The sequence below is a fragment of the Streptomyces sp. NPDC005955 genome, from assembly GCF_042871255.1.
Classification (GTDB): domain Bacteria; phylum Actinomycetota; class Actinomycetes; order Streptomycetales; family Streptomycetaceae; genus Streptomyces.
Genome location: NZ_JBIAIF010000014.1, coordinates 164,387 through 189,832 on the forward strand (window position 1 = coordinate 164,387; position 25,446 = coordinate 189,832).

At 74.8% G+C, this 25,446-nt stretch carries 24 protein-coding genes; 12 read left to right on the forward strand and 12 right to left on the reverse strand.

The genetic code is table 11. The features are described 5' to 3' along the window. Positions 1–98 precede the first annotated feature (98 nt). A complete protein-coding gene (locus ACFYOU_RS27965; protein ID WP_391309367.1) occupies positions 99–1,634 on the reverse strand; it encodes a ricin-type beta-trefoil lectin domain protein in 1,536 nt (511 codons plus the stop codon). A 475-nt stretch (positions 1,635–2,109) separates the two neighbouring features. Next, entirely contained in the window at positions 2,110–2,313 is a 204-nt protein-coding gene (locus ACFYOU_RS27970) for a type II toxin-antitoxin system VapB family antitoxin (protein ID WP_385495356.1), read from the reverse strand. A gap of 169 nt (positions 2,314–2,482) precedes the next feature. Here ACFYOU_RS27970 and ACFYOU_RS27975 point away from each other — a divergent pair, with 169 nt between their 5' ends. After that, entirely contained in the window at positions 2,483–3,148 is a 666-nt protein-coding gene (locus ACFYOU_RS27975) for a GNAT family N-acetyltransferase (protein ID WP_391309370.1), read from the forward strand. Between the two features lie 36 nt (positions 3,149–3,184). On the opposite strand, the gene ACFYOU_RS27980 is transcribed toward ACFYOU_RS27975, so the two are convergent. Together ACFYOU_RS27980 and ACFYOU_RS27985 are read right to left on the reverse strand one after the other, a co-directional pair. After that, a complete protein-coding gene (locus tag ACFYOU_RS27980) occupies positions 3,185–4,387 on the reverse strand; it encodes a pyridoxal-phosphate dependent enzyme (RefSeq protein WP_391309372.1) in 1,203 nt (400 codons plus the stop codon). Between the two features lie 187 nt (positions 4,388–4,574). After that, positions 4,575–5,807: an aromatic acid exporter family protein gene (locus ACFYOU_RS27985; protein ID WP_391309374.1), complete on the reverse strand. Its 1,233-nt coding sequence runs from the start codon at positions 5,805–5,807 to the stop codon at positions 4,575–4,577. A gap of 50 nt (positions 5,808–5,857) precedes the next feature. Between ACFYOU_RS27985 and ACFYOU_RS27990 the strand changes: the two genes are divergently transcribed. Then, entirely contained in the window at positions 5,858–6,595 is a 738-nt protein-coding gene (locus ACFYOU_RS27990; protein WP_391309376.1) for a methyltransferase domain-containing protein, read from the forward strand. 107 nt (positions 6,596–6,702) lie between these two features. Further along, positions 6,703–7,185 (forward strand): VOC family protein, encoded by a 483-nt coding sequence (locus tag ACFYOU_RS27995; RefSeq protein WP_391309378.1) that lies wholly within the window; start codon positions 6,703–6,705, stop codon positions 7,183–7,185. Positions 7,186–7,289: 104 nt separating this feature from the next. Here ACFYOU_RS27995 and ACFYOU_RS28000 read toward each other — a convergent pair whose 3' ends face one another. Both ACFYOU_RS28000 and ACFYOU_RS28005 read right to left on the reverse strand, forming a co-directional pair. After that, positions 7,290–7,784 carry a DUF1269 domain-containing protein gene (locus ACFYOU_RS28000; RefSeq protein ID WP_385495363.1) on the reverse strand — a complete coding sequence of 165 codons (495 nt, stop codon included), beginning with the start codon at positions 7,782–7,784 and terminating at the stop codon, positions 7,290–7,292. Between the two features lie 103 nt (positions 7,785–7,887). Beyond that, a complete protein-coding gene (locus ACFYOU_RS28005) occupies positions 7,888–8,346 on the reverse strand; it encodes an AraC family ligand binding domain-containing protein (protein WP_391309380.1) in 459 nt (152 codons plus the stop codon). 417 nt (positions 8,347–8,763) lie between these two features. Between ACFYOU_RS28005 and ACFYOU_RS28010 the strand changes: the two genes are divergently transcribed. Continuing rightward, entirely contained in the window at positions 8,764–9,186 is a 423-nt protein-coding gene (locus tag ACFYOU_RS28010) for a hypothetical protein (protein ID WP_391309457.1), read from the forward strand. Positions 9,187–9,210: 24 nt separating this feature from the next. On the opposite strand, the gene ACFYOU_RS28015 is transcribed toward ACFYOU_RS28010, so the two are convergent. The 3 genes from ACFYOU_RS28015 to ACFYOU_RS28025 form a co-directional block, all read right to left on the reverse strand. Beyond that, positions 9,211–10,110, reverse strand: a complete 900-nt coding sequence (locus ACFYOU_RS28015; protein ID WP_391309381.1) for a hypothetical protein — start codon at positions 10,108–10,110, stop codon at positions 9,211–9,213. Beyond that, a complete protein-coding gene (locus tag ACFYOU_RS28020; protein WP_391309382.1) occupies positions 10,107–11,132 on the reverse strand; it encodes an SPFH domain-containing protein in 1,026 nt (341 codons plus the stop codon). The genes ACFYOU_RS28015 and ACFYOU_RS28020 overlap by 4 nt, the downstream gene beginning before the upstream one ends. 205 nt (positions 11,133–11,337) lie before the next feature. After that, positions 11,338–11,532, reverse strand: coding sequence for an antitoxin (locus ACFYOU_RS28025; protein WP_387010720.1), 195 nt, complete (start codon positions 11,530–11,532; stop codon positions 11,338–11,340). 92 nt (positions 11,533–11,624) lie between these two features. Between ACFYOU_RS28025 and ACFYOU_RS28030 the strand changes: the two genes are divergently transcribed. Then, positions 11,625–12,467: a helix-turn-helix domain-containing protein gene (locus ACFYOU_RS28030; RefSeq protein WP_391309384.1), complete on the forward strand. Its 843-nt coding sequence runs from the start codon at positions 11,625–11,627 to the stop codon at positions 12,465–12,467. On the opposite strand, the gene ACFYOU_RS28035 is transcribed toward ACFYOU_RS28030, so the two are convergent. After that, the gene (locus ACFYOU_RS28035) at positions 12,443–13,738 is read right to left on the reverse strand and encodes an alpha-L-fucosidase (RefSeq protein WP_391309386.1); all 1,296 of its coding nucleotides are present in this window, start codon (positions 13,736–13,738) and stop codon (positions 12,443–12,445) included. The two genes, ACFYOU_RS28030 and ACFYOU_RS28035, sit on opposite strands and share 25 nt — an antisense overlap. A 213-nt stretch (positions 13,739–13,951) precedes the next feature. Here ACFYOU_RS28035 and ACFYOU_RS28040 point away from each other — a divergent pair, with 213 nt between their 5' ends. The 6 genes from ACFYOU_RS28040 to ACFYOU_RS28065 all read left to right on the forward strand — a co-directional run bounded on the left by ACFYOU_RS28040 (position 13,952) and on the right by ACFYOU_RS28065 (position 21,447). Further along, positions 13,952–14,623 (forward strand): DUF2165 family protein, encoded by a 672-nt coding sequence (locus ACFYOU_RS28040; RefSeq protein ID WP_391309387.1) that lies wholly within the window; start codon positions 13,952–13,954, stop codon positions 14,621–14,623. A gap of 125 nt (positions 14,624–14,748) precedes the next feature. Continuing rightward, positions 14,749–16,002, forward strand: coding sequence for a nucleotide disphospho-sugar-binding domain-containing protein (locus ACFYOU_RS28045; protein WP_391309388.1), 1,254 nt, complete (start codon positions 14,749–14,751; stop codon positions 16,000–16,002). Between the two features lie 107 nt (positions 16,003–16,109). Beyond that, positions 16,110–16,703: a DUF6506 family protein gene (locus tag ACFYOU_RS28050; RefSeq protein ID WP_391309390.1), complete on the forward strand. Its 594-nt coding sequence runs from the start codon at positions 16,110–16,112 to the stop codon at positions 16,701–16,703. A 188-nt stretch (positions 16,704–16,891) separates the two neighbouring features. Then, complete coding sequence (locus ACFYOU_RS28055) at positions 16,892–19,408, forward strand: FHA domain-containing protein (protein ID WP_391309392.1); 2,517 nt, start codon at positions 16,892–16,894, stop codon at positions 19,406–19,408. 57 nt (positions 19,409–19,465) lie between these two features. Next, the gene (locus ACFYOU_RS28060) at positions 19,466–20,401 is read left to right on the forward strand and encodes a hypothetical protein (RefSeq protein WP_391309394.1); all 936 of its coding nucleotides are present in this window, start codon (positions 19,466–19,468) and stop codon (positions 20,399–20,401) included. Next, positions 20,398–21,447, forward strand: a complete 1,050-nt coding sequence (locus tag ACFYOU_RS28065) for a serine/threonine-protein kinase (protein WP_389768397.1) — start codon at positions 20,398–20,400, stop codon at positions 21,445–21,447. Before ACFYOU_RS28060 ends, ACFYOU_RS28065 begins: the two co-directional genes overlap by 4 nt. Before the next feature lie 106 nt (positions 21,448–21,553). Here ACFYOU_RS28065 and ACFYOU_RS28070 read toward each other — a convergent pair whose 3' ends face one another. Beyond that, the gene (locus ACFYOU_RS28070) at positions 21,554–22,822 is read right to left on the reverse strand and encodes a streptophobe family protein (RefSeq protein ID WP_391309396.1); all 1,269 of its coding nucleotides are present in this window, start codon (positions 22,820–22,822) and stop codon (positions 21,554–21,556) included. A gap of 144 nt (positions 22,823–22,966) precedes the next feature. On the opposite strand from ACFYOU_RS28070, the gene ACFYOU_RS28075 reads away from it, so the two are divergent. Further along, entirely contained in the window at positions 22,967–24,448 is a 1,482-nt protein-coding gene (locus ACFYOU_RS28075; RefSeq protein WP_391309398.1) for a DUF6777 domain-containing protein, read from the forward strand. Here the strand turns inward: ACFYOU_RS28075 and ACFYOU_RS28080 are convergent. Further along, positions 24,392–25,444, reverse strand: coding sequence for a helix-turn-helix domain-containing protein (locus ACFYOU_RS28080; protein ID WP_391309400.1), 1,053 nt, complete (start codon positions 25,442–25,444; stop codon positions 24,392–24,394). The two genes, ACFYOU_RS28075 and ACFYOU_RS28080, sit on opposite strands and share 57 nt — an antisense overlap. Positions 25,445–25,446: the final 2 nt, after the last annotated feature.

Consider the following 25,446-nt stretch of genomic DNA (forward strand, 5'->3'; position numbering starts at 1 on the left):
CCGTGTCCTATCGGTCGACTGCGGTCGGTTCCCCCACCCCGTCAACGCCGTCCGTCCACCGGATCATCCCCACGACGCCGTCGGTTCCCCCGACCGGGTCAATCCGGAGCCAGTCCCAGGGCCGCCGAGATCCGGACGTCGGCCGACCCCGGTTCGACCGTCCAGCGCTGGGCCGCCGAACGGTCACGGACCTTCACCACCACATCGGCACCCGCCTCGGGCGCCGTGGGCGCGAGCGCCAGGTCGTCCTTCCACCGCGGCACCAACTGGCCCTGGACGGTGAGGTCGTAGCGCACGTCGGTGCTGTGGTCCGGATCGCGGCCGGCGCAGTTGCCGAGGGCCGCCACGCCCTCGTGCGCGTGCGAGTCGAGGCACAGGCCCGGGTCGGCCCCGCTGCGGAGCAGCCCGTCGCCCTCGTACGACCACTGTTGGGTCCGTCGGTCCGCACACGGCAGCAGGGTCGCCCGGGCGCCGACGAGCGGATGCCGGCCGACCACGTCGAGGCAGAGCCCGGCCGCGAGGTTGCGGAGCTCTCCGCGCAACGCCCCCACCGGTCGGACGGTGTCGGTGGAGGGAGTGGTCCCGTGTCCGGACGACCCGGGCGCCGCCGAGGGGCCGGCGGAACGCGCGGGCGGCACTCCGGGCAGTGCTCCGGGCAGGGCGGAGCCCACCGCGCCGCCCCCGCCCCCCGGCCACAGGGCCGCCGTCAGGAGGGCGGCGGTCAGTACCGCCCCGCCGACCGCAGCGCCGGCGAGCAGGCTCCTGGCCGGGTGCGGGCCGTCCCCCGTCGGTGCGCCGTCCGCGGGGTTCGGTGCCCTGCCGCGCGCCCTGCCGCGCGCCCGGTGGCGACCCGGGCGCGGTGGTCGTGCGCCCTCGGTGGCCCCGTCGCTGGTCCCCTCGGTGGGGAAGGGAGCGTGGGCGGGCGGCAACGGCGGGGCGGTGGGCTGCTGGTGGCGACCGCCCCGGAGGGACAGATAGGCGGCGGCGTGGTCGACGAGCACGGACTCCACCAGAAGAGTGCCGGGTTCTTCGGCCGCCCGCCGCAGGTGCGCGTCGACCGACCGGCAGTGCCCGCACTCCCGTAGGTGCGCGTCGACCTCCGGGGGGAGCGGGGCGCCCTGGCGGGTCAGGACGTCGCGCAGACGGAGGTGCTGACGGCACTCCCGGCCGGTGGTCAGGGCGAGGTGCGCCTGGGCGAGCGACGCCATGAAGTCCCGCCGCGCACCGTGCAGTTCGCTCGCCGCCCCGACGGGGTCGAGGGACAGCAGGGCTGCCGGAACGGACAGCGGTTCGCCCTCGACCTCCGTGTGCCAGAGCAGGTGTTGGGCGGGGCCCGACAGGGCACCGAACGCACGGTCCGCGAGGGGGCGCGGTCGATCCGGTCCGTCCTGGGACCGTTCTCCGGCCGCGTCCCGCACCGCGAGCAGCAGCCGGGGCCTCAGCGCCAGGTACGTCCCGGGAGCGGTCGGTGCGTCGAGGACCGCGTCGAAGGCGGCTGCCACCAGGGCGGGAGCCCCGCCCGGTGTCGCTCCGGCGCAGAGGACGGCGTAGTCGTGCGCGGCTTCCCCGTGGCGGCTCAACAGGGCCGCGCGGCTGCGGGATCCGCCGCCGCCCCCCGACCGCACGGCGGCCATGAGCTCGACGTCGGACCCACCGGGTTCCGTGACCGCGCGTGGTCGTCGGTTCGGTCGGGGTGGAAGGGGGAGGGGCAACAGAGGGTCTTCCTTCCGGGACGTACGCGGCCCCGCACCAGGGCCGTTCGGGCACGGAAGGACGCACCCTCCGGCGGGCCGGCGGAAGACGTACCGTTCGGTGACCGGTCGTGTCCGTGCGGGAACGGTGCACACCCTGGCACAGCAGACTCATGCGCAACAAGGCTTTGAGGAAGGGTGGTTGCGTGGGCAACAGTCGGGTACGCCCGGTCCTCCCGCCATCCGGAGGGTGCTGGAGGGGGACGCCGCGCAACACGGTCCGGACCGGCGCAGCAGGCGGCAGCCCCCCGGGTCTCCCGGGCCGGGGCCGGTGCTCATGACCGCGGGGACGACGTCTGCGCGGCGGGCGTGCGGGCGTGCGGTGCCGGGAGACGGGCGCCGGCGGTGGAGCTCCGGTTCAGCCCTGCTGGGGATCGATCCGGACGGGGGGCGCGGTGCGCGCGCTCTCGCCCTTCGACTCCGTCCGTTCCTCGGTGCGGTGCCCACGGGCGATGTAGTCCCGCACCACCAGCTCCACGGCGTCCTGCGGCGATCCGACGCCGGCGAGGACCATGACCTCCACCACGAGTTCGGCGTCGATGCTGACGGTGACCTTGGCCATGGACGCTCCTCGTCGGAACTGCGAAACCGGACCGGACCCTAACACCCCGTCGACGGGTTGCACGAGCCCCTTCGCGGACCCCGTAGGGCCGGGACGCGGGGGGCGGCGCGGCGCCGTCGGCCGGGCCCGTCGAGTCGACGGCGCCCGTCCGGACGGGCAGTCTCCTGACATGGCAGAACTCCTCACCCACGCATGGCCCCCGTACGGACTCCGGCTCACCACCGAGCGTCTTGAACTCGGCCTCCCCGATCTGGCCGCCCTGTCCGAACTGGCGCGGGTGGCGGCGGACGGGGTCCACGACCCGGACGTCATGCCCTTCACGGTGCCGTGGAGCGACGCCGGTCCCGCCGCCCGCGGGCGCGCCGTCTTCCAGCACGTGCTGGGCACCGTCGCCGCCTGGTCCCCGCACGCGTGGACCCTCAGTCTCGCCGTCCGCCACGAGGGCCGGATCGTCGGCCGCCAGGACCTGTCGGGCGACGACTTCGCGGTCACCCGACAGGTGAGCACGGGTTCCTGGCTCGGGCGGGAGCACCAGGGCCGCGGGTTGGGTACGGAGATGCGCGCCGCGGCCCTGCACCTCGCCTTCGCGGGGCTGGGCGCCCACTGGGCCGTGTCCTCCGCGATGATCGACAACCCCCGCTCGCTGGCCGTGTCCCGCAAGCTCGGCTACCGCGACGACGGTACGGAGATCGCTGCCGTCCGCGGTGAGTCGCGCACCGTGCGGCGGGTGCGGTTGGACCGCCGGACCTGGGACGAACGCCGCACCGTTCGGGTCGCGGTCACCGGACTGGAGGCGGCGCTGCCCCTGTTCGGGGTGGTGGACGGGACCGCGTGAGCCCGTCCGCGCCCCCGGCCCTGCCCACGGCGCCCCTCACGGTGCGTCGGTCGCCGCGTCCGGCTCGGCGTCCGGGTCCGCGGCGGGCGGCATCAGCCCGGCCATGGCCCCGGTGGCCTTGAGCCCGGATCCCGTCAGGACGACGACGGTGGTCTCGTCGTCCCGCAGTGCGCCCCGGGCCCGGAACACGTCCACCGCCGCGGCGGCCACCGCACTGGTCGGCTCCGCGTACAGGCCCCGGGCGGCCAGCCGGTGCACCGCGCTGACGATGTCGTCCTCCGGGATCGCGGCGAGGTCGCCGCCGGACCGGCGCACGGCCGAGATCACCTCGGCGAGCCGCACCGGTTCCCGGATCGCCGCGCCCTCCGCGACGGTGGGCCCGAACGCCGGGGTCGGGACCGAGTGGAACGCGGCGTCGATCGGAGCGCAGGCGGCGGGCTGGGCCACCAGCAACCGGGGGCGCCGGGCGATCAGTCCGGCACCCAACAGTTCCGTGAACCCGAGGTCGCAGCCGAGGACCAGGCTGCCCGCGCCCGCCACGGTGACCACCGCGTCCGGGGCCCTGAAGCCCAGGTCCTCCCAGAGCTCGTACGCCAGGGTCTTGGTCCCCTGGAGGAAGTACGGGTGCCAGTTGTGACCGGCGTACGGAACGTGCTCCGCGCGGCGCAGGGCCTCGGCGGCGGTGGCGTCCCGCCCGCCGGGCACCGGGGTGATGCGCGCACCGTACGCCCGGGTCTGGAGGACCTTGGCGGTCGACGTGCCCTCCGGCACCAGGACGGTGGCGCTCAGTCCGGCCGCCGCGCAGTAGGCGGCGACGGACGAGCCGCCGTTGCCGGAGCTGTCCTCGATCACCTCCGTCACCCCGCGCGAGGCGAGCGCGGAGACCATCACACTGCTGCCCCGGTCCTTGAAGCTGCCGGTCGGGTTGAACCACTCCAATTTGAAGCGGACCGGGGCCCCGGACCACTCGCCCGCCACCAGGGGCGTCATCCCCTCGCCCAGGCTGATCGGCCGCTCGATGTCCGGTGGCAGCGCGGCGCGGTAGCGCCACAACGAGCGTGCGGTGCGGTCGATGTCCGCGGGGGTGAGCCCGGGCAGGCCGGAGACGGTCAGGGGGGCGCCGTCGTCGCCACGCCAACGGAGGGCGTCGAGCGGGTACGTCCGCCATGCGCGCACGTCGACCAGGTGCGGGTCCTCGGGCTCCCCCGGCAGGGGCTGGGCGTCCATCACTCGGCGCATGACGTGCTCCTCTTGCTGGGCCGTGCCGGGCCGCGGCGTGCCGTGCCGGCCCGTCCGGACCTCGCCGGTCCGCGTGGCGTCCCGGTCCATGCACGGGTCGTGTGATCGGAAGATTAGATCAACGGTGATCGCGGGGGCAGGGCGCGCAGCGGGGCACGCGCGTTCGGGAGGGGAGCGCGGCCGGACCTCAGGACCCCGTCCGTCCGCCCGGGAGCAGGGAACGGAGCCGTGCCAGCCACGGAAAGCGCTCGTGCTGTTCGCGGGAGCTGCGGTCGAGCTCCTCCATCAGCCGACGGGTCCGGTGCTCCAGGTCCAGCTCGGCCAGCATCCGGTCCACCTCGGTCAGCAGGGCGCCCTGGAGCTGCCAGCCCCGGGGGTCGTCCCGGACGTCGTCCAGGAGCAGTTGGGCGGCGCGGCCCCGGGCCGTCGTCGCGGCGTTCAACTGCTCGGCGAGCCTGCCCTCGGCCGCGTCGGCACTACTGCTCGCCTGGGCGGTCACCAACACGGCGAAGCTGACCAGGGCGTCGGCGACGTGGACGAGCGTCTCCCGGAGGGCGGCCCCGGGCTCCGGCGGCAGCAGGGGCGCCCCGGCCCGCACCCGGCTCAGGTCGCTGAGCGTGCGGGACAGGACCCGGACGACGACCGTGCAGATCTCCAGGGTGTCCAATCCGGTGCGCAGCACCACCCGGTTGAGCAGGCCCTCCCGGACGCGGGGGTTGAGCCGGAGGCTGTCCTCCGCCTGGCGCAGCGCGGCGTCCACGTCCGCCACGTCGTCGTCCAACTGGCGTGCCTCGTGGAGCCGTTTGTCCGCGAGGCGCGGCGGGGTGGGCGTCACCAACTGTTCGGCGTCGCGCAGCAACAGCTGTCGTAGCCGGCGGGCCAGCCCCTCGATCGACTCCCCGGCGGTGTCGACCCAGACCGGCGGAGCCAGGACGAAGTTGAAGGTGAGCCCGACCACGGCGCCGATGAGCGTCTCCAGCACCCGGTCCCAGGCGGAGGCCCCCACCTCGGTGACCCCGAGCACCAGCATCGCGCTGATCGCCACCTCGGGCACGAACTCGCCCACCCGCACGAACTGGCCGACCGTCAGGGAGGCCAGGATGATGAGGCCGAGGCTCCACCAGCTCAGTCCCACCAGCGAACTGAAGCCCACCGCGATCAGCACGCCGATCACCACCGCGTTCACCCGGCGGACCCCGGTGGTGATCGTGGCGTAGAGGGTCACCTGGACCACCAACAGTGCGGTGAGCGGGGCGGTGAGCGGGGCCGCGACGTCACTCAGCTGGAGGGCGACGGCGTACGAGATGGTGGCCGCCGCGGTGGACCGCAGGATCTGGACCACCACCGGATCGCGCCACCGGCGGAAGCCGCGGGCGAGCCGGGCGCGCCACCCGTCCTTCGGGTGCGGTGCCGTGGTCACCCTGCCGCCGTCCGGGCCGGCCCCGCGCCGCACGACCTATGCTGGGCGGGGTGTTCAGTCCCGAAGGTCCCACGCTGCGTGAACTCGCCGTCCAGGCGCTGTCCTCCGTCGAGCACGGTTACGACCTGCTGGCGCCGAAGTTCGACCGCACCCCCTTCCGCACCCCGGACGACGTCCTCGACGCGACGGAGCGCGTCCTCGGCCCGCTCGGTCCGTTCTCGCACGGGCTCGACCTGTGCTGCGGGACGGGCGCCGGGACGCGGGTGCTGCGCGCGGTGTGTCGGGAGCGGGTCGTCGGGGTGGACCTCAGCGCCGGCATGTTGAGGGCGGGCCGGGCCGCGGCGCCACCGGGCGGGCCGGCGGTGAGCGCGGTGCGGGCGGACGCGCTGGCACTGCCCTTCGCGGACGCGTTCGACCTGGTCGTCAGCTTCGGCGCCTTCGGGCACTTCCTGCCGGGTCAGCGGCCGGCCCTGTTCACCGAGGCGCACCGGGTGCTGCGGCCCGGCGGCAGGTTCGCCTTCCCGGTCGCGGCGCCACCGGTGCCCGGGTCGAGCGGTTACTGGAAGACGGTCGGGTTCGATGCCGCGATGCGGGTCCGCAACGCCCTGTGGCACCCGCCGTTCGTGATGTACTACCGCACCTTCCCGCTGTCCGGGGTGCTCGCCGACCTGGACCGGGCCGGGTTCGCCACGGCCCTGTACCCGTTGCCCCTGCCGGGCCTGGAGCGACGGCCGGACGGCAGCCCGTACCTCCGGTTGGTGGTGGGGACCCGGCCGGGGCCGCCCTGAGGCGTCCGTCGTCCTCCGGCGCGCGGGCGATGAGTTTTCGGTGGAGCATCGGTCATACGGGTGAGATCCATTCGTCGGAGCGATCGCGTGAGCGGGAGGCGTCACCCATGACCAGCGAAGCATTCACCACCTGCCTGTGGTTCGACGGGAAGGCGGAGGAAGCCGCCGCTCATTACCTATCCGTCTTCAAGGACTCGGAGCGGGGTGCGGTCACGCGCTACGGCGAGGCCGGGCCCGGTCCCGCGGGGACGGCCATGACGGTGGACTTCACCCTGAACGGGCAGCGGTTCGTCGCCCTGAACGGGGGGCCGTACTTCACCTTCAACGAGGCCGTCTCGTTCCAGATCCACTGTGCCGACCAGGACGAGGTCGACTACTACTGGAGCCGGTTGGCGGAAGACGGCGGGGAACCGGGGCAGTGCGGATGGCTGAAGGACCGGTTCGGGGTGTCCTGGCAGGTGGTGCCCACCGAGTTGCCCGCGCTGATCGGTGACCCGGACCCGCACAAGGCCGCCCGTACCACCGAGGCGATGCTCACCATGACGAAGTTCGACATCGCCGCGCTGCGCCGGGCGCACGACGGACAGTAGGCCCCGGACGGTGGCCGTCGGCGCGGGCCGGCGGCCGGTGCGGTGCCGTCCGTGCCGTCCGTACGACCGGTGCCGTCCGTCCTGCCCGTCCGCGCGGTCCGTCGTCACGGCGCCTGTCCGGTGCCCAGGTGCTCGGCGAGTTCCTTCTCGTCCTCGGTGCTCAGCGAGGTCTTGAGGAGCGTTCCGCCGAACGGCTGCATGGCGTCGGCGAACTTGTCCTCGGTGATCTTCGCAGCCATGATCACCACGGCCGCAGAGCCGGGCGTGAGCAGGGACTGCACCTGCCCCCGGAACTCGTCGTTGATGCCCGACTTGCTGAGCTTGCCGAAGAGCCCGCCGAACGCCGCACCGGCCAGCAACCCGAATCCGGGGACGAGGAAGAGCAGCCCGAAGATCATTCCCCAGAGGGCTCCCGAGGCCGCGGACACTCCGACGATCTTGCTGGGCGTTTCGACGTGGTTCTTGCCCTCCTGGTCCACGGTGACGACCGCGAGCCCGGCGAGGTCCACGACGAAGTCCTTCTGGAGCGTCTGGACGCGCTCGTACGCCTGGTGGGCGACCGTGGGGTCCTCGTATCCGATGACGATGAGTTCGGACATGGTGCGTGCCTCCTCGGCGTGAGCGCACGGTCACCGGCGACCGTGGACACAAATGCACCATATGTCCGTTCGTGGGGTGGGGCATGCGCGGCGCCGGCCCGGGTCAGGACGGCAACGGGTCGCCGCACTGCGCGCAGTACCGGTCCGCCACCTGCGGGGCCAGCCGGCCGCAGCGGGCGCACACCCGGTGGAGCAGGCACGCGGGCTCCCCGCCGGACGGCCCGGTCCCGTCCCGCCCGGGCGGGGGCGGCGGTGTCGACGGCGTCGGCTGCGCGCGGACCGCGAGGAAGCCGAGGCCCTCGGCCCCGGCCGTCAGGGTGTGCCGGGCCCCGGGCGGCACCCAGGTGACACAGCCCGGGTCGACCGCCTCCAGGCGGCTACCGCACTCCAGGTGCCCGCTGCCGGCCGTCACGTACAGCAAGAGGTCGCCGGCCTCCGGGGCCGGTGAGGTGTACTCCCCGCCCGGTGCGACCCGGATGACCTCGGCGTCGAGTTGCCGTTCCGCCGCATCGAGCCGCCAACCGTCGCTGCCGTCGCTGTCGCCGCCGCCGTCCGTCGTCATCTACCCCAGTCCCTCGTCCGCGCGCGGGCTCCGCGCGCCGTGTGCGCGGCGCGTCGTGTCCGACGGTACGCGGCCGGCGCGCGCCGGCGGGGGTGGTGTCACGGGTGGGGCGCACTCGCCGCCGGCGCGCTCCCCCGACCCGAAGGCTCCGAGGGATGGGGCCCACGGGGCTCCTGGGGTTCCCGGCCGAAGATTTCCCGTCACGTTCCCGCCGGGCGGATCCCGGGGTGCCGGCAGGTCGAAGCGGCTCAGCGCCGCTTTCGGTCAACGCGGGCGGCTCGAAACACCGCACACTGGCCGGATCGGCGTGGTGACATTCAGTCATGGAGTGAACTAGAGAAGGGGGGTGCACCCGTGCCCTCGTTCCCGCCGTCACCCATCGGCCCCCCGAAGCGCGTCACCACGGAGGTGATGACCGTGCACGACGAGTTCCTGTGCCACGTCACTGCCTACGGTGTCTGTGGAGGCAGGTGGGTCGGCGTTCCGCTCGGCACCTACCGGGCCCCCACCCTTCCGCTCGCCCTGTGGTGGCTGCGTGACCGCGCCCTGTGGATCGCGGACCGCCTCGACCCCCACCCCGGCGGCCGCGCCTACCCCGCGGGCGCCCTGGTCCCGGTCGGCGAAGGCACCCTGGACGTGCCGTCCGCGCTGCGGGAGTGGTGTCGCGAACCCGACCGGCAGGGCCGGGCCGCCGAGGAGCTCTCCCAGGGGCGGCTGTTGCGGTTCGCCGCCCAGGACGACACCACGGAGTACGAGCTGATGGCCGAGTCCGTGGACACCCTCCGGATGCGGCGCACCGGCGCCGGACCCGCGGTGCCCGTGGGCACGTCCCCCTGGTGAGCCCGACCGGCTGCGGCGGCGCCCTCACCCGGCGAGGCGCAGCCGGGTGTCGGCGACCCCGATCCGGATCGTCTGCCCGTACGTGACCTCCAGCGCGTCGGACTCCATGCCGTCGCCGAAGGCCACCAGACGCTCCGACTCGGCGGTCAGCCGCAGTCGTCCGTCACCGGCGAGGGTGCCCGACACCCGTGAGGTGCCGGTGACGGGGGACGGCCACGCCTCCCGGACGAACCAGGCGAGCGCCGGGTCCGTCGGGGCCGGCAGGGCGAGCGGCGCCCGGGAGGTCAGCCACAGTGAGCGCAGCCAGCCCGTCGCCCCGGTCCCGGTACCGACGACCAGGCCGGAGGACGCCTGTGCCTCCGGTGCGTCGGAGTCGCCGTCGGCGCCCAACCGGTAGCGCGAGGTCTGGTGGTCGGGGCGCCCCACGTAGACCTCGTTGAGCGCGAGCAGTCGCTGGGCGTCGTCCGTGACCGCCTCCACCATCGTGCGTTCCTCGCCCCGGGCGCCGCCCGCCGCGGCCGCCCGCAACAGCCCCGCCACCTCGGCCGCCCGGTGGCGCACCAGCACACCGGGATTGCGCCCCGGGTCGGGGTCCACGCCGATGACCGGCTGGCCGGTCAGGTACTTCGCCGCATTGGCCACCAAACCGTCCTGCCCGACCACCACGACCACGTCCTCGGGCCCGAACAGGAACCGGTCGAGATCGGCGCGTTCCACCCGGGCCTGGCGCCAGTTCAGCGGCACCGCGGCCGTGGCCCCGGCCAGCGCGACCCGGTTGCGCTCGTGCCGTTCGGCGGTCTCCCGCAGATCGTGCCCGCGCGCGGCGAGGAAGAACTCCGCCTGGCCGTGGGTGCCGTGACGGGCGATCAACTCCTCGTACTCCGTGCGGCGGTGGACGAGGACCACCCGCGGGCTCAGGATCACGGCCGGGGTGCCGGGTCGTGGCCGCCGGCCGGGCCGCCGAGCCGCGACAGCAGCCCGGTGACGACGTCGGGGGAGAGGGTGACGCTGTCGATCTTCGGCACGTTCTCGGCCAGCCGGGTCAGCGCCAGGGCGTGCAGGGTCGCCGGCTCCGCGTCGGCGTGCACCCGTAGCCAGGCCGCCTGCGCCCGGGCGCGGCCCTCGCCCACCTCGCGGGCCGCCTCGGCCTCGGCCCGGGCGAGTCGCACCGTGCGCGCGGCCTCCGCCTCCGCCCGGACCGCATCGGCCGCGGCCGACTCCTCGGCCTGTCGCCGTGCGTTGGTGCCCCGCTGCTCGACGAGTCCTTCCTCGCGCCGGGCCAGCTCGATCTTGCTGGCGAGTTCGTTCTCGGCGATCGTCCGCTCGCGTTCCACCGCGACGGCCCGGCGTTCGTACGTGGCCCGGTCCGCCTCCTGTTGGATGCGTTCGCGGGTCGGGGTCCGCAGGGCCCGTTCGACCTCGGGTTCGGGACGGATCGCGACGACGCGCACCGCGACCACGGTGAGCCCGGTCGCCGCCAGGCGCGGTTCGTCCGCAAGCCCGGCGTCGATCCGCCCGCGGACCGCGGCGACCCCCGAGCGGAGCACCTCGTCCAGGGGGCTGCCCGCCAGTGTGTCCAGCGCGTGTTGCTGGGCCGTCTCGGTGAGCAGGGTCGACAACTGCTCCAGCGGGGCGCCCCGCCACAGGCCGGTGTCCGGGTCGATCGAGAAGTCGATCCGGGCGGCGGCCGTCTCCGGGTCACTGATCCGGTACGTCACCGTGGCCTGCACGGTGACGTCCTGGAAGTCCGCCGTCGTCGCGTGGAACGCCATGGTCAGCTCACGGTCGTCCACCGGGACTTCGGAGAGCGCGGCGGACAGCGAGCGGTACCAGAAGCTGAGCCCCGCGCCCTCGTGCGCCAGCCTTCCGCCGCGGTGGTGACGGACATGGGCGGTGGGCGCGCTCCGCAGGTGTCGCCAGCCCAGGCGCCGGGTGATGTCGGCCATGGTGAACCCCCTTTTCGTCTGTCTGACGGTAAAGGGGATCGGGTCTTATCGTCAAGTAGACGCAACGCGGCTCCGTGCCGGCTCCCGGACGCCGTCCGGGGGTGCCGGGCGCCCGCGCGGGCCGGGTCGCAGCGGTGGTTCCGCGCCGGAGGAGGGCCCGTCGGCGGAGCCCGGCCCGGGCGGCCGGGCCGGCGCCGCCGCCGGGTCAGGTCTGCGGCGGCTGCTGACCCTGGTCCGGGTTGCCGAGCCGGTCCTTGAGTGCTTCCTGCCCCTTGTCGACCTGGCCCTGGTACTTGTTCTGCGTCTTGCCGTCGACGTAGTCACCGGCCTTGTCGACGCCCTTGGACGTCTGGTCCCCATGCCCCTTGAGCATGTTCTTGAGCTTGTCCATCATGGACATGGCCCACCTCCTACAGGGGTTCTTCCGTCTTCAGCTTCACCCGCCCGGGCCAGTCCCGCATCTGCGCACACCCCCACTGGTACGTTCTCACCATGATCACCCCGGGGCAGTCGCCGACCGTGGCCCTGCGACTCGACGCCCCGCCGCGGGTCGCCAGCCTCGGCGTCGGCGTCCACGGCACCGGCGCGACCACCGAGGTCTTCCGCCTCCCCGACCTGTGGCAACTGCACCTCTACGGGTACTGCGCCGAACTGACCGTCGACTCCGTCGTGCACGCGGTCCGACCGGGCCGGGTCAGCCTGGTGCCGCCCGGCGCCGAGGTGCGGTTCCGCTACCGGGGCCGCTCGGAGCACCTGTACGCCCACTTCGCCCTTCCCGGCTCCGGCCCGGCCGGCCCGACCGTTGACGTGCCGCTCGTGCAGGACGCCGGGGCGGAGGCCCCCGCCCTGGGCACGCTCCTGCACCGGGCCGTCGTCGTGGCCCCGCGCAATCCCGCCCGGGCCGCCGCCGAGCTGTGGACGGCCCTGTGGCGGATCGCCGAACTCGGCGTCCCCGGCGGCCCCGCCAGGCCGCCCGACCCGGTCGCCGCCGCCATGGCGCACGTCGAAGCGCACCTCGCCGACCCGCTCACCGTGCCCGCACTGGCCCGGGTGGCGGGCGTCTCGCACAACCACCTGACCCGGCTGTTCCGCGCCCGGACGGGGACGACCGTCGTCGGTTACGTCAGGGAACGCCGGATGGCCCGCGCCCGGCACCTGCTCCGTGAGTCGACGCTGAGCGTGACGGCGGTGGCCGCCGCCGTCGGCATCGCGGACCTCCAGGCGTTCAACAAGGCGTGCCGGCGCGCGTTCGGCCACTCGCCGCGGGCGCTGCGCACGGCCTCCGGCGCGGTGCCGGCCCCGGCCGGGGATCAGCGCAACCCGGTTCCCCGGTAGAGGTCGAGTTCCCCGTCCAACTCCACCGCCAGGACCGTCGCGTACGGGTCCACGTCCCGGGGGTCCGGTGCGTCGATCACCGTCGTGCCGGGCACCTCGTGCAGTCCGCCGACCACCCGGTGCCCCAGCTCGGTTCCCGTACCGAGCACCGTGACCCGCCGCAGGGGGGTGCGCAGCCCGCGGACGGTGACCGCCTCGCGCGGCACGTCGAAGCAGACCAGGTAGAGCGTGCGCCGGTCCGCCGCGAGGGTGCTCGGGCCGTAGTGGTGCCCCGGCGGCGCCCCCGCCACCGTGCCGTACACCGCCTCCTGGTGCGCCCGTACCCAGTCGCCGAGCCCGGTGAGCCGGTCCGTCTGCGCGGCGGTGAACGTTCCGTCCTCCCGCGGGCCCACCGCCAGCAGCAGGTTGCCGCCCATCCCGACGGTCTCGGTGAGGTAGCGCACCAACATCCGCACGGACTTGTGGCGGTCGTCGCCGCGACGGTAGCCCCAGGAGTCGTTGACCGTCAGGCACAGCTCCCACGGCCCGTCCGGCGCCCGTACCGGTAGCCCCTGCTCCGGCGTCGCGTAGTCACCGTGGCCGGTGAGACGGGCGTTGACCACGGTGTCCGGCGCGGCGGCCCCGATCAGGTTCGCCAGTTCCGCCATCCGCCACTGCCGGGGCGTGCGTTCCCACTCCCCGTCGAACCACAGCAGGTCCGGCCGGTACCGGTCGATCAACTCGGCGACCTGCCCGTCCCGGTAGGCGAGGTAGCGGTCCCACGCCACCGGGTCCTCGACCCCGTCCTGCGGGGTCACGTAGGCACTGGCCAGGACGTCGTCGTGGGCGGGCGGATCGGGGTGGACCAGCGTCGGGTAGTCGGGGTGGTTCCAGTCCGAGTGGGAGTAGTAGAGCCCCACCCGGAGCCCGCGCTCGCGCAGCGCCGACGCGTACCCGGCGAGCAGGTCGCGCCCCGCCGGGGTGTGCCGGACGACGTCCAGCCCGCCCTGCGCGGACTCCCACAGCGCGACGCCGTCGTGGTGGCGCGCGGTCAGCACGGCGTACCGGGCGCCCGCCCGGGCGAACAGGTCGGCCCACGCCGCCGGGTCGTACCGGACGGCGGTGAAGCGGTCGAGTTGGCTCATGTACCGCTCGTGGGAGACCTCTCCGGTGTAGAAGGACCACGACTCGGCGACCGAGTCCACGGCGTAGACGCCGTAGTGGACGAAGACGCCCAGCTTCGCGTCACGGAACCAGGGCTGTAGCGACATGGCCGGAACGCTAGCCCGCACCGGCGCGCGGGCGCGTGGGCCGGATTCACCATCGGTGGTCGATTTTCACCCGCTCCTGCGCAGTGGGCCGCGCCCTCGCCGCCGGGACACCAGGTCGACCGCACGCCGTTGCGTCACTTTCCACCGGCGGCCGGGCGGTTGGCGGCGCCGTGGGCGGGCCATGGTCACAGGGAGACCGCCCGCACCGGAGGCGGACGCACGGGGGAGGACGACATGCCGGACGTGGGCGAGGGGACGGACACCCGCGGGGGTGCGGAGCGGGCCGGGAGCGGGGAGCGGGCCGGCGGTGCGGAGCGGGCCGGGGGTGCTCGGCGCGCCGGGGGAGCCGCCCGCTTCGACCGGCTCGGCGGGCTGCCGGTGGCGGCAGCCGCGTTGACCGTGACCGTCGCCGTCTACATGGCCCTCGTCGCCTTCGGCAACATCACCGACTTCGGGACCAACCAGCAGTTCGTCCGGCACGTCCTCGCCATGGACACCACGTTCAAGGACGAGGACCTCATGTGGCGCGCCATCGAATCGCATACCGTCGCGGACCTCGCGTACGTCGCCGTCATCGGGTGGGAGACGCTGGCCGCGCTCGTCCTGCTGTGCTCCGGGTGGCAGTGGGCGCGCGCCCTGACCCGACGCGACCCCGACCCCGCCGCGGTCGCCCGCGCCCGCCGCACCGGCACCCTCGGACTGGTGATGGTGCTGCTCCTGTTCGGCCTCGGGTTCCTCGCGATCGGTGGTGAGTGGTTCGCCATGTGGCAGTCGTCCGAGTGGAACGGGCTGGACGCCGCGGCCCGCAACCTGACGCTCGCGGGCATCGCCCTCGTGGTCCTCTGGCTCCCCGGAGTGCTGCCACCGGAGCGGACCGGGCCGGCCGTGGCGCACGACCCGCGCTGATCCCCGACGCACCCCCCCCCGCGCTGAACCCGGCGCGCGGGCCCGCTGAATACCGGCGCGGCCCCGGTGAACCGCTGGTGACCCGACGTCCGCTCCGCCATACTGGGCGCGTGCGGGTAGCGGTGATGACAGCGGGTTCCCGGGGCGACGTCGCCCCCTTCACCGGCCTCGGGCACGGGTTGGCGGTGGCCGGACACCAGGTCACCCTCGCGACCCACCAACGCTTCGCGCCGCTCGTGGCCGGCGCCGGACTCGACTTCCACGCACTGCCGTTCGACCCGCGCGCCGAACTCGCCTCCACCGCCGGCCAGGAACTGCACCGCACCACCAGCGGAATCCGTCGACTGAACCGACTGTTCGCGATGTTGCGGGACCGGGTGGGCGAGTTCGCCGACGACCTGCTGCACGTCGCCGAACGCAGTGACGTCCTCCTGCTGGCCCCGGCGGTCGCCCCGCTCGGGCACGCGATCGCCGACGGCCTGGGCCTGCCCGCGGTGGAGCTGCACCTCCAACCACAGGCCCCCACCCGGGTGTTCGCCCCGCCGCTGATCACCGCCGGCTCCTTCGGGCCGTTCGCCAACCGCCTCGCCGGGCAGGCGATGAACGCCGGGCTCGACCACCTCTTCGCCGACGCCGTCCGCGCCCTACGGGCCCGACTCGGGGCCCCGTCGCTGGGGGTCCACGCCGCCCGGCGCGCCCGGGAGCGCAAGGGGCTGCCCGTGCACCACGGCTTCAGCCCCCTCGTCGTGCCCCGCCCCCGTGACTGGCCCCCCGGCCTGACCGTCGACGGCTTCTGGTGGCCCCGTGACCCGTCGGACGCCCGACTGCCCGAAGACGTCCGGACGTTCCTCGCCGCGGGCCCGCCACCCGTCTACGTGGGACTCGGCAGCGCCACCGTGCCCGACCCGGTGCGGCTCAGCGCGACGGTGGTGCGGGCCCTGCGCGCCGCGGGCCTGCGGGGTGTGATCCAACGCGGCTGGAGCGGTCTGGGCGCGGACGGGGCGGTCAGCGGGGACGACATGCTCACCGTCGACGATCTGCCGCACGCCCTGCTCTTCCCGCAGATGGCGGCGATCGTCCACCACGCCGGTGCCGGCACCACGGCGGCGGCGCTCCGCTCGGGCGTGCCCTCGGTTCCGGTGCCCGTGCAGTTCGACGCCGGATTCTGGTCCGCGCGCCTGGTCGCCCTGGGCGTCGCCCCGGCCGCCGTGCCGCTGCGGAAGCTGACCGCCGGGCAGTTGTCGGCGGCCCTCGTCCGAGCGACCGCCCAAGGATCCCCGTACGCGGTGGCGGCCCGGAGCTTCGCCGGTCGGCTGGCCGCGGAGGACGGCGTACGGCCCGTGCTGCGCACCCTGGAGCGGCTGGCCGCACGGCGCTGACCTCCCGTACCCGGGGGGTGTGCCCAACCAGGTTGACGTCAACCTTGGTTGAGGTCGCAGGATGGCTCCGACGGCGCGCTCCGGCGCCGTCGGACGGAGGGAACACCATGTCCGAGACCATCGACGCGCAGGACCGGGTCGTCATCTACGAGATGGAGGGCGGAGATCCGGCCGTGGACCTGCTGTCGGTCAGCACCTCCCACGGGCGCACCCGGGTGCGTGCCGTCGGCGACCCGGCGCAGGCCGTCGAACTCGCCACCCGACTCGTCACCGAGGGTGCCGACCTCATCGAACTGTGCGGCAGCTTCGGCGCCGTCTGGCACGCACGGATCGCCCGCGAGGTGGGCGACCGGGCCGGGGTGGGAGCGGTCTACTACGGCTTCGAGTCGCTGACCGCGATCGCCGCCTACAAGGAGCGGTTCGGGACGGGTGAGGCGTTGGCCGACGCGTTCCTGGTCGTCCACGGGGGCGCCGACCCCGTGCAGGACCGGGCGCGGTACGAGAAGCCCTCGGACGGCGGGCCGATCACCATCGTCGCCGTGCCCGATGCGAAGGCCGCGGCCCGGGTCGCCGGCGAACTCGGCCCCGGACTCGCCCTCATCGAGATCTACGGGGCGCCGGGGCCGGAGGTGGCGGAGGCCGTCATCGAGGAGGTGGACGCCCGGGTGCCCGTCGGGCTGACCGTGTACGGGCGGCACTGAGGCGGTCGCGGGGGTCGCCCGCCGGCGCCGATGGTGTGGGCGCCGGCGGGTGGCAGCGGGTTGCAGTGGGTGCCAGCAGGTGGCGCGGACGGGTGGCGGGTGCCGGGAGTGCGGACGGTGCGCGGCGGTCCGGCGGGCCGGGCGGTCCAGCCAGGGCGGCAAACGCCGTACATCGCTAGAATTCAGACATGGCAGAGCGGCCCGGAGTGCCGACTGCGCCCGCGCTCGTCGTGGAGACGGACACGGGCTCCACGGTGCTGACACCCGATCGCGACTATCACGTCGGACGGGACCCCACGAGCGACATCGTCATCGATGACGACCGGGTCTCCTGGCACCACGCGGTCCTGCGCGCGGCGGCCGGCCACTGGACCGTCGCCGACGAGAACAGCACCAACGGCACCTACGCGGACGGCCGGCGGATCCACGAATGGGGCGTGGGCCCCGGCAGCGTGCTGCGCTTCGGCGGCGCGGCCGACGGCCCCCGGGCCCTGCTCGTCGCCCCGGACCGCCCCCGACCCACCGCTCCGACCCCGCCCGGTACCGCGCCCCCCACCGCCGCGCCGCCGGCTCCCGTGCCGCCAGCTCCCGTGCCCCCGGCTCCCGTGCCCCCGGTGAGCAGCACGCGCGCGCCCGCCCCGCCCGACCACCCCGACACCGGGCGACCACCGCCCGCGACCGGTTCGACGCCCGCCCCGCCCGACCGGCCCTCGGGCGTTCACGGCCCCGCCGCCACCGGCACCTTCCGGCAACCCACCACCGTCCGCCCGCTGCCCGCCCGCACCGTCCGCATCGGCCGCGGCCGGGACAACGACCTCGTGGTGGACGACCTGGTCGTCTCCCGCCACCACGCCGAACTGCGCACCGGGCCGGACGCCACGTACGAGATCGTGGACCTCGGCAGCCACAACGGCACCTACCTCAACGGTCGACCGGTGACCCGGGCGGCCGTGCTCCCCGGCGACATCGTCGGTGTCGGACACTCGGCGTTCTGCCTGGTGGGCGACGAACTCCAGGAGTACGTGGACACCGGCGAGGTCTCCCTCGACGCCCAGGACCTGAGCGTCACCGTGGACCACGGACGCAAGACCCTGCTCGACGACGTGACGTTCCCGGTCGGCGAGAAGTGCCTGCTGGCCGTCGTCGGGCCGAGCGGAGCGGGCAAGTCCACCCTGCTGAACGCCCTGACCGGGCTGCGCCCCGCCGACCGTGGAACCGTGCTGTACGACGGCCGTGACCTGTACCGGGACTACGCGGAACTGCGCAGCCGCATCGGACTCGTCCCCCAGGACGACATCCTGCACGTCCAGCTCACCGTGCGCCGCGCCCTCGGCTACGCCGCCCGACTGAGGTTCCCGCAGGACACCGCCGAGACCGAACGCCGGGCCCGGGTGGACGAGGTCCTCCGCGAACTCGGCCTCGAAGCGCGGGCGAGCCAGCCCATCCACAGCCTCTCCGGGGGCCAGCGCAAACGCGTCAGCGTCGCCCTCGAACTGCTCACCAAACCCTCCCTGCTGTTCCTGGACGAACCCACTTCCGGCCTCGACCCCGGCATGGACCGCTCGGTGATGCACATGCTGCGCGGGCTGGCGGACGACGGCAGGACCGTCGTCGTCGTCACCCACAGCGTGCTGAGCCTCGACGTCTGCGACCGGCTCCTGATCCTCGCGCCCGGCGGCCGGATCGCGTACTTCGGTCCACCGGACGACGCCCTCCCCTTCTTCGGTCACACGCAGTGGCCGGAGGCGTTCGAGGCGTTCGACACCGACCACTCGCGCGACTGGGCGGGCGAGTACCGGGCCTCGCCGTTCCACCGTCGCTACATCACCGAGGCCACCGCACGGCCCCCGGTCCCCACCGGGAGCCGGCCCAGCGCGCCCCCGCCGCCGAAGCCGCAGAGCTGGCGGGCCCAGGTGGGCACCCTGGTCCGCCGCTACGGCGCCGCGCTCAGCGCGGACCGGACCTTCCTCGCGATCATGATCGCCCTGCCGTTCATCATGGGGGCGATGGCCCGCGCACTCGCGGGGAGCCGCCTCACCTCGCAGTCCGCGATGGACGCCCTCCTCATCCTGTGCGTCGGAGGCGTCCTCACCGGCGCGGCCAACGCCGTGCGGGAACTCGTGAAGGAACGCGCCATCTACCGCCGGGAACGCGCGGTCGGCCTGTCCCGATCGGCGTACCTGATGTCGAAGGTCGTCGTGCTCGGCACCATCACCGTGCTCCAGGCCGTGGTGCTGACCCTGGTCGCCCTGCTCGGCGTCGACCTCAACGCGCCCGGCGGGTCGGGGGTGCTCCTCCCACCCCTGGTGGAGATCATCCTCGCCGTCGCGCTGCTCGCCTTCACCGCCATGACGCTCGGTCTGTTGATCTCCGCGGTGGTCCCCAAGGAGGAGGTGACGATGCCGCTCCTGGTGCTGATCGCCATCGTGCAGGTGGTGTTCTGCGGCGCCCTCCTCGAACTCACCGTGCCCGGCATCCAACAGTTCTCCTGGCTGGTGCCGGCCCGATGGGCGTTCGCCGCGATGGCGTCGACCATCGGACTCGCCCGGATCGTGCCGGGCGACCAGAGCGCCGACGCACTGTTCCAGCACACGGCGGGGACCTGGCTGCTCGACATGGGGATGCTCGTGGTGCTGTCCCTCGTCTTCCTGTTCGCCGTCTCCCGGCTGCTGCGCCACCAGGAACCCGCCGTGATGCGCAAGTGATCCAGCCGGGGCGCTCCGGCGCCCGGGTCCCGTGAGGCACCGCGAGGGGAGCCGCCCATGACCACCGTCGAGTTCCGCCCCACCCATGTCGTTCCGCCCGGTGGCCTGCCCACCTGGGAGGTTCCCGACACCGCCCGGCCCTCGGCGCCGCTGGACGCGCTGCTGCCCGTGCAACTGACCGAACGGCTCGGCGACTGGGGCCGGGTGGCGTGTGCGAACGGGTGGACCGCCTGGGTCGACGGCCGGCTCCTGGTGGCCGTGCCCCAGCAGCCTCCCGACACGGGCGGGCCCACCACCCACACGGCCGACCCGCGGCCCCTGTTGGCCCGTGCCCAGGAGGCGGTCACCCGCTACCGGGCCGCCGCCGGGGAACTCGCGGACGGCACCCTCGACACCGAGTCCTTCCACCGGCGGACCCGGGGGCTGCGGGTGGGGATGGTCGTGGACGGGACGTCGCTGTGGCTGTACGACGCCGAACACGAACGCTGGGTCTACTGCGACGGGCGGCGGCTGAGCGGCTTCGCGACGGACCGGGCCGCCACCGGGGACACCCCGCGGCCACCGGCTCCCGCTCCGAGCGCCGGGACCCCCGGAGACCGAGCCGCGCCGGACGCCCGCCACGGCGGGGGAGCGGTCGAACGGGCACCCGACCCGTACCCGCCCACCCGCGTGGTCACCACCGGACGGGAACCGGAGCCGCCGCCGGGCGACGGGGGCGTGGCGCACACCCGGGTCGTGGACGACCCGGGTGCGGCGGGCACCGGCCCGGCCGCGGGACAGGCGGAGCCCCCGACCGTCCTCGAACCACCCCCCGAAGCCGCACCCGAACGCGAACCTGAGCGCAACCCCGGCCGCAGCACCAGCGGTGACGCCGACCCCGGCCGTGACGCCGACGCCGCCGCCGAAGACCGGTCCGGGACCCGCACCCGCCGCCTCACCCGCCCCGCCGACCGGCCGGGACCCGACCCGCGTTCCGGCGGTGGCGCTCCATGAGACAGGACGCGTCCCGCCCCGAACCGAACGGACACACGGGGCGTCCGTCGGGGCTCGTGGGACAGCAGGTGGCCGACTACCGCATCGAGGGCGAGATCGGCCGGGGCGGCATGGCCGTCGTGTACCGGGCCAAGGACCTGCGCCTCGACCGCACCGTGGCGCTCAAGCTCCTCGCCCCCGAACTGGCCCGCAACGACACGTTCCGTCGCCGCTTCACCCATGAGTCGCGGGTCGCCGCCGCGATCGACCACCCGCACATCGTGCCCGTGTTCGAGGCGGGGGAGGCGGACGGCGTCCTCTACATCGCCATGCGCTACGTCGCCGGACTCGACCTGCGGCACCTCCTCGACCAGCGCGCCGAGCACCCGGACCCCGCGGGCGCCGGAGTGCTCCCGTGGGACACCGCGGTACGGATCGCCACCCAGGTCGCCTCCGCCCTGGACGCCGCCCACGACCACGGTCTGGTGCACCGCGACGTCAAGCCCGGCAACATCCTCGTCGCCCGGGGCACCGACAGCGACCACCCGGAGCACGTGTACCTGACCGACTTCGGACTCACCAAGAAGTCCCTGTCCCTCACCGGCTTCACCACCGTGGGCCAGTTCGTGGGCACGCTCGACTACGTGGCGCCCGAGCAGATCTCGGGGCGCCCCGTCGACGGCAGGTGCGACGTGTACAGCCTGGCCTGCGTGGTGTACGAGACGCTGGCCGGCGGCCCGCCCTTCCAACGCGACGACGACATGGCACTGCTCTGGGCCCACCAGTACGACGAGCCGCCCGCGCTGGCCGAGCGGCGCCCCGACACGCCCCCGGGAGTGGACGCGGTCCTGACGAAGGCCCTGGCCAAGCACCCCGACGACCGCTACGACTCCTGCCTCGCCTTCGTGGGCGCGCTGCGGGCCGCCACGGGCGCGGACCCGGGCGGCCACCACCCGGGCACCCCGGACACCGGGGCCGTCGGGGCGGCCGACCGGCGCCCCGGGCCGCCACCCGCGCCCCCCGCCTGGGCCCGCCCGGTGTTCCGGGGCGCGGCCGAACACCCGTGACCACGGACGCTCCCGAAACGTGCCCCGGCCCCGCCCCAGCCACGCCCCAGCCCCGCCCCAGCCCCGGCCCCTGCCCGCGCCTGCGTCCGCGCCGCCCGTCGGACGATCAGCGCCGCCACCGCGCGGCCAACCCGCCCAGCGCCCCCATGACCACGCCCCAGGCCACCGCGACCACCACCGCCTGGCCCGTCCGCGGATCCAGCCGCACCCGCCCGGACAGCCCACCGCCCAGGTTGCCGATGCCCAGCAGCGACAAGCCGTAGTGCGCGGACACCCGCACGGTCAGGCACACCGTCAGGACGGTGAGCGCCAGCGCCACTCCCAGGTGCACGGCGTGCCGCCACAGGGGTGTACCGACCGGTGCCCGCCGGGCCATCACGTACGCCGCGGCGAACAGCACCACCGCGGCGAACGGCACCAACCACCACGCCCGGCCGTCCTGCTCGGCCAGCGTCCGCACGCTCAGCGCACTGTCCTGGGTGCCCCGCAGCACCCGGTCCAGCGCCGGGGGCATCGGCAGCCCGAACGGACCGTCGACCCGCCCGTCCCACACCGCTCCGAGCCCCAGGGTGAAGGCCAGCCACACGAGGTTGGGCAGGCCGAGCAGCAGCACCGCGATCGTGTCGGCCGCGTGTCCGTGGGTCACCGCGACCACCACCCCGACCACCAGTCCCACGACCACGTAGGTGAGCAGGACGTCCAGGGCCGCGTGCGCCGCGGGCCGCACCGCCGCGTGGAACCGCACCAGCCGCGCGGGGAGCGGCGCCCTGCGCGCCACCAACAACGCGATCAGCAGCACTCCGGCGAGCCACACCAGTCCCAGGAGCACGCTGGTCCACACGTCGGCCGCGAACCCGACGGTGGGGGTGAGCCCCAGCAGGTCGCCGACGTCCTTCAGGGCCGGGTCCCCCAGGGACACCGTGAACTCCTGGCGGGCGCCGAGCGACAGTCCGAGGAGCGCGGCCAGCCACAGCACGGCGATCCGTCCGGCCCACCCCGCCAACTCCCGTCCGCCCACCACGGCCCGGTGCCGCAGGGGCGCGAGGAACCCCGCCCCCACGACCAGCGCACCCGCCAGGCTCACCGACAACGGCAGCACCACGAGGTCCCCGTGCGCCTCGACCAGCCCCCCGCTGCCGCCGGTCAGCCCCACGTCCCCGCCGACCGCGAGCAGCACCACCGCCACCACCACCCGGGGGAACGCCGCGTTGGGCAACCCGTGCGCACCGGCCGCCCACAGCCCCGCCGCCGCGAGGACCGTCATGGCGAACAGGGCGGCGAGCACCGTCGCGAGCGCCAGGAGCCAGCCGTGTGCCGCGGGCCGGGCGGGGTCGCGAACGGCGGCCCCCCGGTCGGATGCTCGCCAGTCGCTCACGCAGCCACGCTAAGCAGCCCCGCGCCCCGGCGCCCCCCGGGAGGGGCCGACCGCGTCCGCTTGCAGGGTGCGCGGGGGCACTGCACACAATGGTCGGGCGCAGTGGCGCCCCGGGGGGTCGTTCGAGACCGGGAGCTGAGATCCGTGAGCGCCGAACCACCGTCTTCCGACCGCCCGACCGACCCCACGGGGCCGGGCGATCCGTCGGACCGTTCCGCCACCGGCCCGTCCGGGCCGCCGTCCGGCCCCCTCTCCGAACCGTCCCGCCCACCGACTCCGCCGCCCCCGCCGGCCGGTCGGCCCGCGGGCCCCCCGTCCGGTCCGACGAGCGACGACGCCCATGCCGCACCGGACGGCACGCGCGGCGGTACGGGCGGCACCGGCGGCGGCACCGGCGGCGGTACGGGCAGTGGTGCGGGCGGTGGTGCGGCGGAACCACCGCCCGGCTCGGGTCGACCGCCCGGCTCGGGTGGCGGCGGCGGTGACGACGGCTCCGGGACGGGCGGCCCGGGCGCCGGCGGAGGTACCCCCTGGTGGCGCAGCGCCCCGCGGGTGGCCCTGCTCGCCCTGGGCGTGGTCGCGGCGGTCGTCCTCGGTGTCGTGCTGACCCGTCCCGACGGCGGGGGCGGGGGAGGGGGCGGAACCGGGGGCGGGAGCGGTGAGGTCTTCCTCCAGGCAGCGAACAGCACGGGCCGGGACCCGTTCACCGCGTCCACCGCCCGGGACAGTTCCCCGCCGCCCAGCACGCCCTCCCTGTCCGACCGTTCGGAGTCCGCGAGCGGGTACGTCACCCAGGGCGTTTCGGGCGCCGAACCCGGACTGTACGGCGGCACCCGCAAGGTGGGCAGCTGCGACGTCACGAAGCAGATCGAGTACCTGGGCCGCGACAGCGCCAAGAACACGGCGTTCGCCGCCGTCCTCGACGTCGAACCGTCCGGGGTGCCGGCCTATCTGCGGGCGCTGACCCCCGTTCAGCTGCGGCTCGACACCAGGGTCACCAACCACGGGTACCGCGGGGGCAGGGCGACGGCGTACCAGGCGGTGCTGGAGGCCGGCACCGCCGTTCTGGTCGACGACCGGGGCGTGCCGAAGGTGCGCTGCGCCTGCGGCAACCCGCTGGCGGAGCCGGTCGCCCTGCGGGGCAACCCGAAGCAGATCGGGGACCCGTGGCCCGGCTACCGGGAGTCCAACGTCGTCTTCGTGAAGCCCGCGCCGCACCCGGTGGAGTCGTTCGTGATGTACGACGCCGACAGCGGTGGTTGGTTCACCCGCGAGCGCGGTGACACCGGGGCCGGGGACCGGCCCACCCAGCCCCCGAAGAACCCGACCCCCAGTCCCGACGGCTCGCCCTCCGACAGTTCGGGCAGCCCGGAACCGGGCAGCTCGCCGCCCTCGGAGGGGACGTCCGAGTCGCCGGGCGGTACGTCGACCGGCGAGTCCCCGCCGTCCGCGCCGACGGAGGGGTCGGGGTCGCCCGCACCCGAGTCCCCGCCCCCGCCCCCGCCCTCCGAGCAGCCTCCGCCGTCCTCGGCGCCCGGCTCCACGCAGGCCCCGCCCCAGGAGCCCGTGTCACCCGGTGGAACCCCGGCGGCCCCCGGACCGGCCGTCATCCACCACCGGGGCTGAGCCCGGACCGGGCGGCGCGGCGGCACCCAGCAGGTTCAATCCGAGCGGGGTCGCCGTGTGGACGACGTACTGGCCGTCGCGCCGACTGGTGATGAGCCCGCCCTCCCGCAGCACGCCGATCTGGTGGCTCGTGCTCGGCAGCGAGACCCCCACCGCCGCGGCGACCTCCGAGGTGGTCCGGGTCCGGCCGTCCGCGATCCGCGCGAGCACCGCGGCCCGGGTGCGTCCCAGCAGGCGCACCACTCCGTCCGCGGTCGCGGCCCCCGCGTCGAACGGCGTCTTCACCACCGGGTAGACCAGGACGGGCCGTAGGTCCGGATCGGCGAGGGCGGTCGGCCGCCGCCAGCAGAAGTACGAGGGCAGCAACAGCAGGCCCCGCCCCGCCAGGAACAGGTCGCGCGCCACCGGGAAGTCGACCTCCAACACCGGCGGCCGCCACCGGGCGAACGGGCGCAACCCGTCCAGCAGTGCCTGCGTACCACCCGAGAGGAGACCGTGCGTCCGCGCCCGGACGTCGTTCTCCACCGCGGCCCGCACCCGCGCCCAGTGGGGCCCGAGCAGACCGTCGTGGTACGTGCGCAGCGCGTCCGTCAGCAGCGCCGGCCCGTCGCTCCCGGTCAGCGCCGCCAGCCGGCCGCTCGGCCTGCGGGCGCCCGACAGCTCGGCCAACTCGCGCTCCCGCCGGGTGCGCGGGGTCGCGCGGACCAGGTCGAGGCCCGCGGCCAGCTCGGCGCCCGCCGGATCGGGCGCCGGGGTGAGGAAGTCGGGGATGTACCCCAGCGGGGGGATCACCGTCCGCAGTACGTGCAGGCTCCGCAGCGCGAGGGGGTCGGCCCGCAGGACCCGGCGGGCGGCGTCCCGCCACGGATCGAAGTCGACGGGCCCTTCCCGGGTCTGGATGCGGCAGACGCTGCACATCAGCTCCCACAACGGGTCCGGCTGTCGGGCGATCCGGACGTTCAGGAGGTCGCGGGCGGTGAAGTGGATGCGGAGCATGC

Coding starts and splice junctions, on each gene's coding strand:
- ACFYOU_RS28005 (WP_391309380.1), bottom strand. CDS start 8,346: ATGACGACGGACGGCGGCGGCGACAGCGACGGCAGCGACGGTTGGCGG.
- ACFYOU_RS28020 (WP_391309382.1), bottom strand. CDS start 11,132: ATGGCCGACATCACCCGGCGCCTGGGCTGGCGACACCTGCGGAGCGCG.
- ACFYOU_RS28025 (WP_387010720.1), bottom strand. CDS start 11,532: ATGTCCATGATGGACAAGCTCAAGAACATGCTCAAGGGGCATGGGGAC.
- ACFYOU_RS28045 (WP_391309388.1), top strand. CDS start 14,749: ATGACAGCGGGTTCCCGGGGCGACGTCGCCCCCTTCACCGGCCTCGGG.
- ACFYOU_RS27970 (WP_385495356.1), bottom strand. CDS start 2,313: ATGGCCAAGGTCACCGTCAGCATCGACGCCGAACTCGTGGTGGAGGTC.
- ACFYOU_RS28040 (WP_391309387.1), top strand. CDS start 13,952: ATGCCGGACGTGGGCGAGGGGACGGACACCCGCGGGGGTGCGGAGCGG.
- ACFYOU_RS27975 (WP_391309370.1), top strand. CDS start 2,483: ATGGCAGAACTCCTCACCCACGCATGGCCCCCGTACGGACTCCGGCTC.
- ACFYOU_RS28080 (WP_391309400.1), bottom strand. CDS start 25,444: ATGCTCCGCATCCACTTCACCGCCCGCGACCTCCTGAACGTCCGGATC.
- ACFYOU_RS28065 (WP_389768397.1), top strand. CDS start 20,398: ATGAGACAGGACGCGTCCCGCCCCGAACCGAACGGACACACGGGGCGT.
- ACFYOU_RS27980 (WP_391309372.1), bottom strand. CDS start 4,387: ATGCGCCGAGTGATGGACGCCCAGCCCCTGCCGGGGGAGCCCGAGGAC.
- ACFYOU_RS28055 (WP_391309392.1), top strand. CDS start 16,892: ATGGCAGAGCGGCCCGGAGTGCCGACTGCGCCCGCGCTCGTCGTGGAG.
- ACFYOU_RS27995 (WP_391309378.1), top strand. CDS start 6,703: ATGACCAGCGAAGCATTCACCACCTGCCTGTGGTTCGACGGGAAGGCG.
- ACFYOU_RS27965 (WP_391309367.1), bottom strand. CDS start 1,634: ATGGCCGCCGTGCGGTCGGGGGGCGGCGGCGGATCCCGCAGCCGCGCG.
- ACFYOU_RS28060 (WP_391309394.1), top strand. CDS start 19,466: ATGACCACCGTCGAGTTCCGCCCCACCCATGTCGTTCCGCCCGGTGGC.
- ACFYOU_RS28000 (WP_385495363.1), bottom strand. CDS start 7,784: ATGTCCGAACTCATCGTCATCGGATACGAGGACCCCACGGTCGCCCAC.
- ACFYOU_RS28050 (WP_391309390.1), top strand. CDS start 16,110: ATGTCCGAGACCATCGACGCGCAGGACCGGGTCGTCATCTACGAGATG.
- ACFYOU_RS28030 (WP_391309384.1), top strand. CDS start 11,625: ATGATCACCCCGGGGCAGTCGCCGACCGTGGCCCTGCGACTCGACGCC.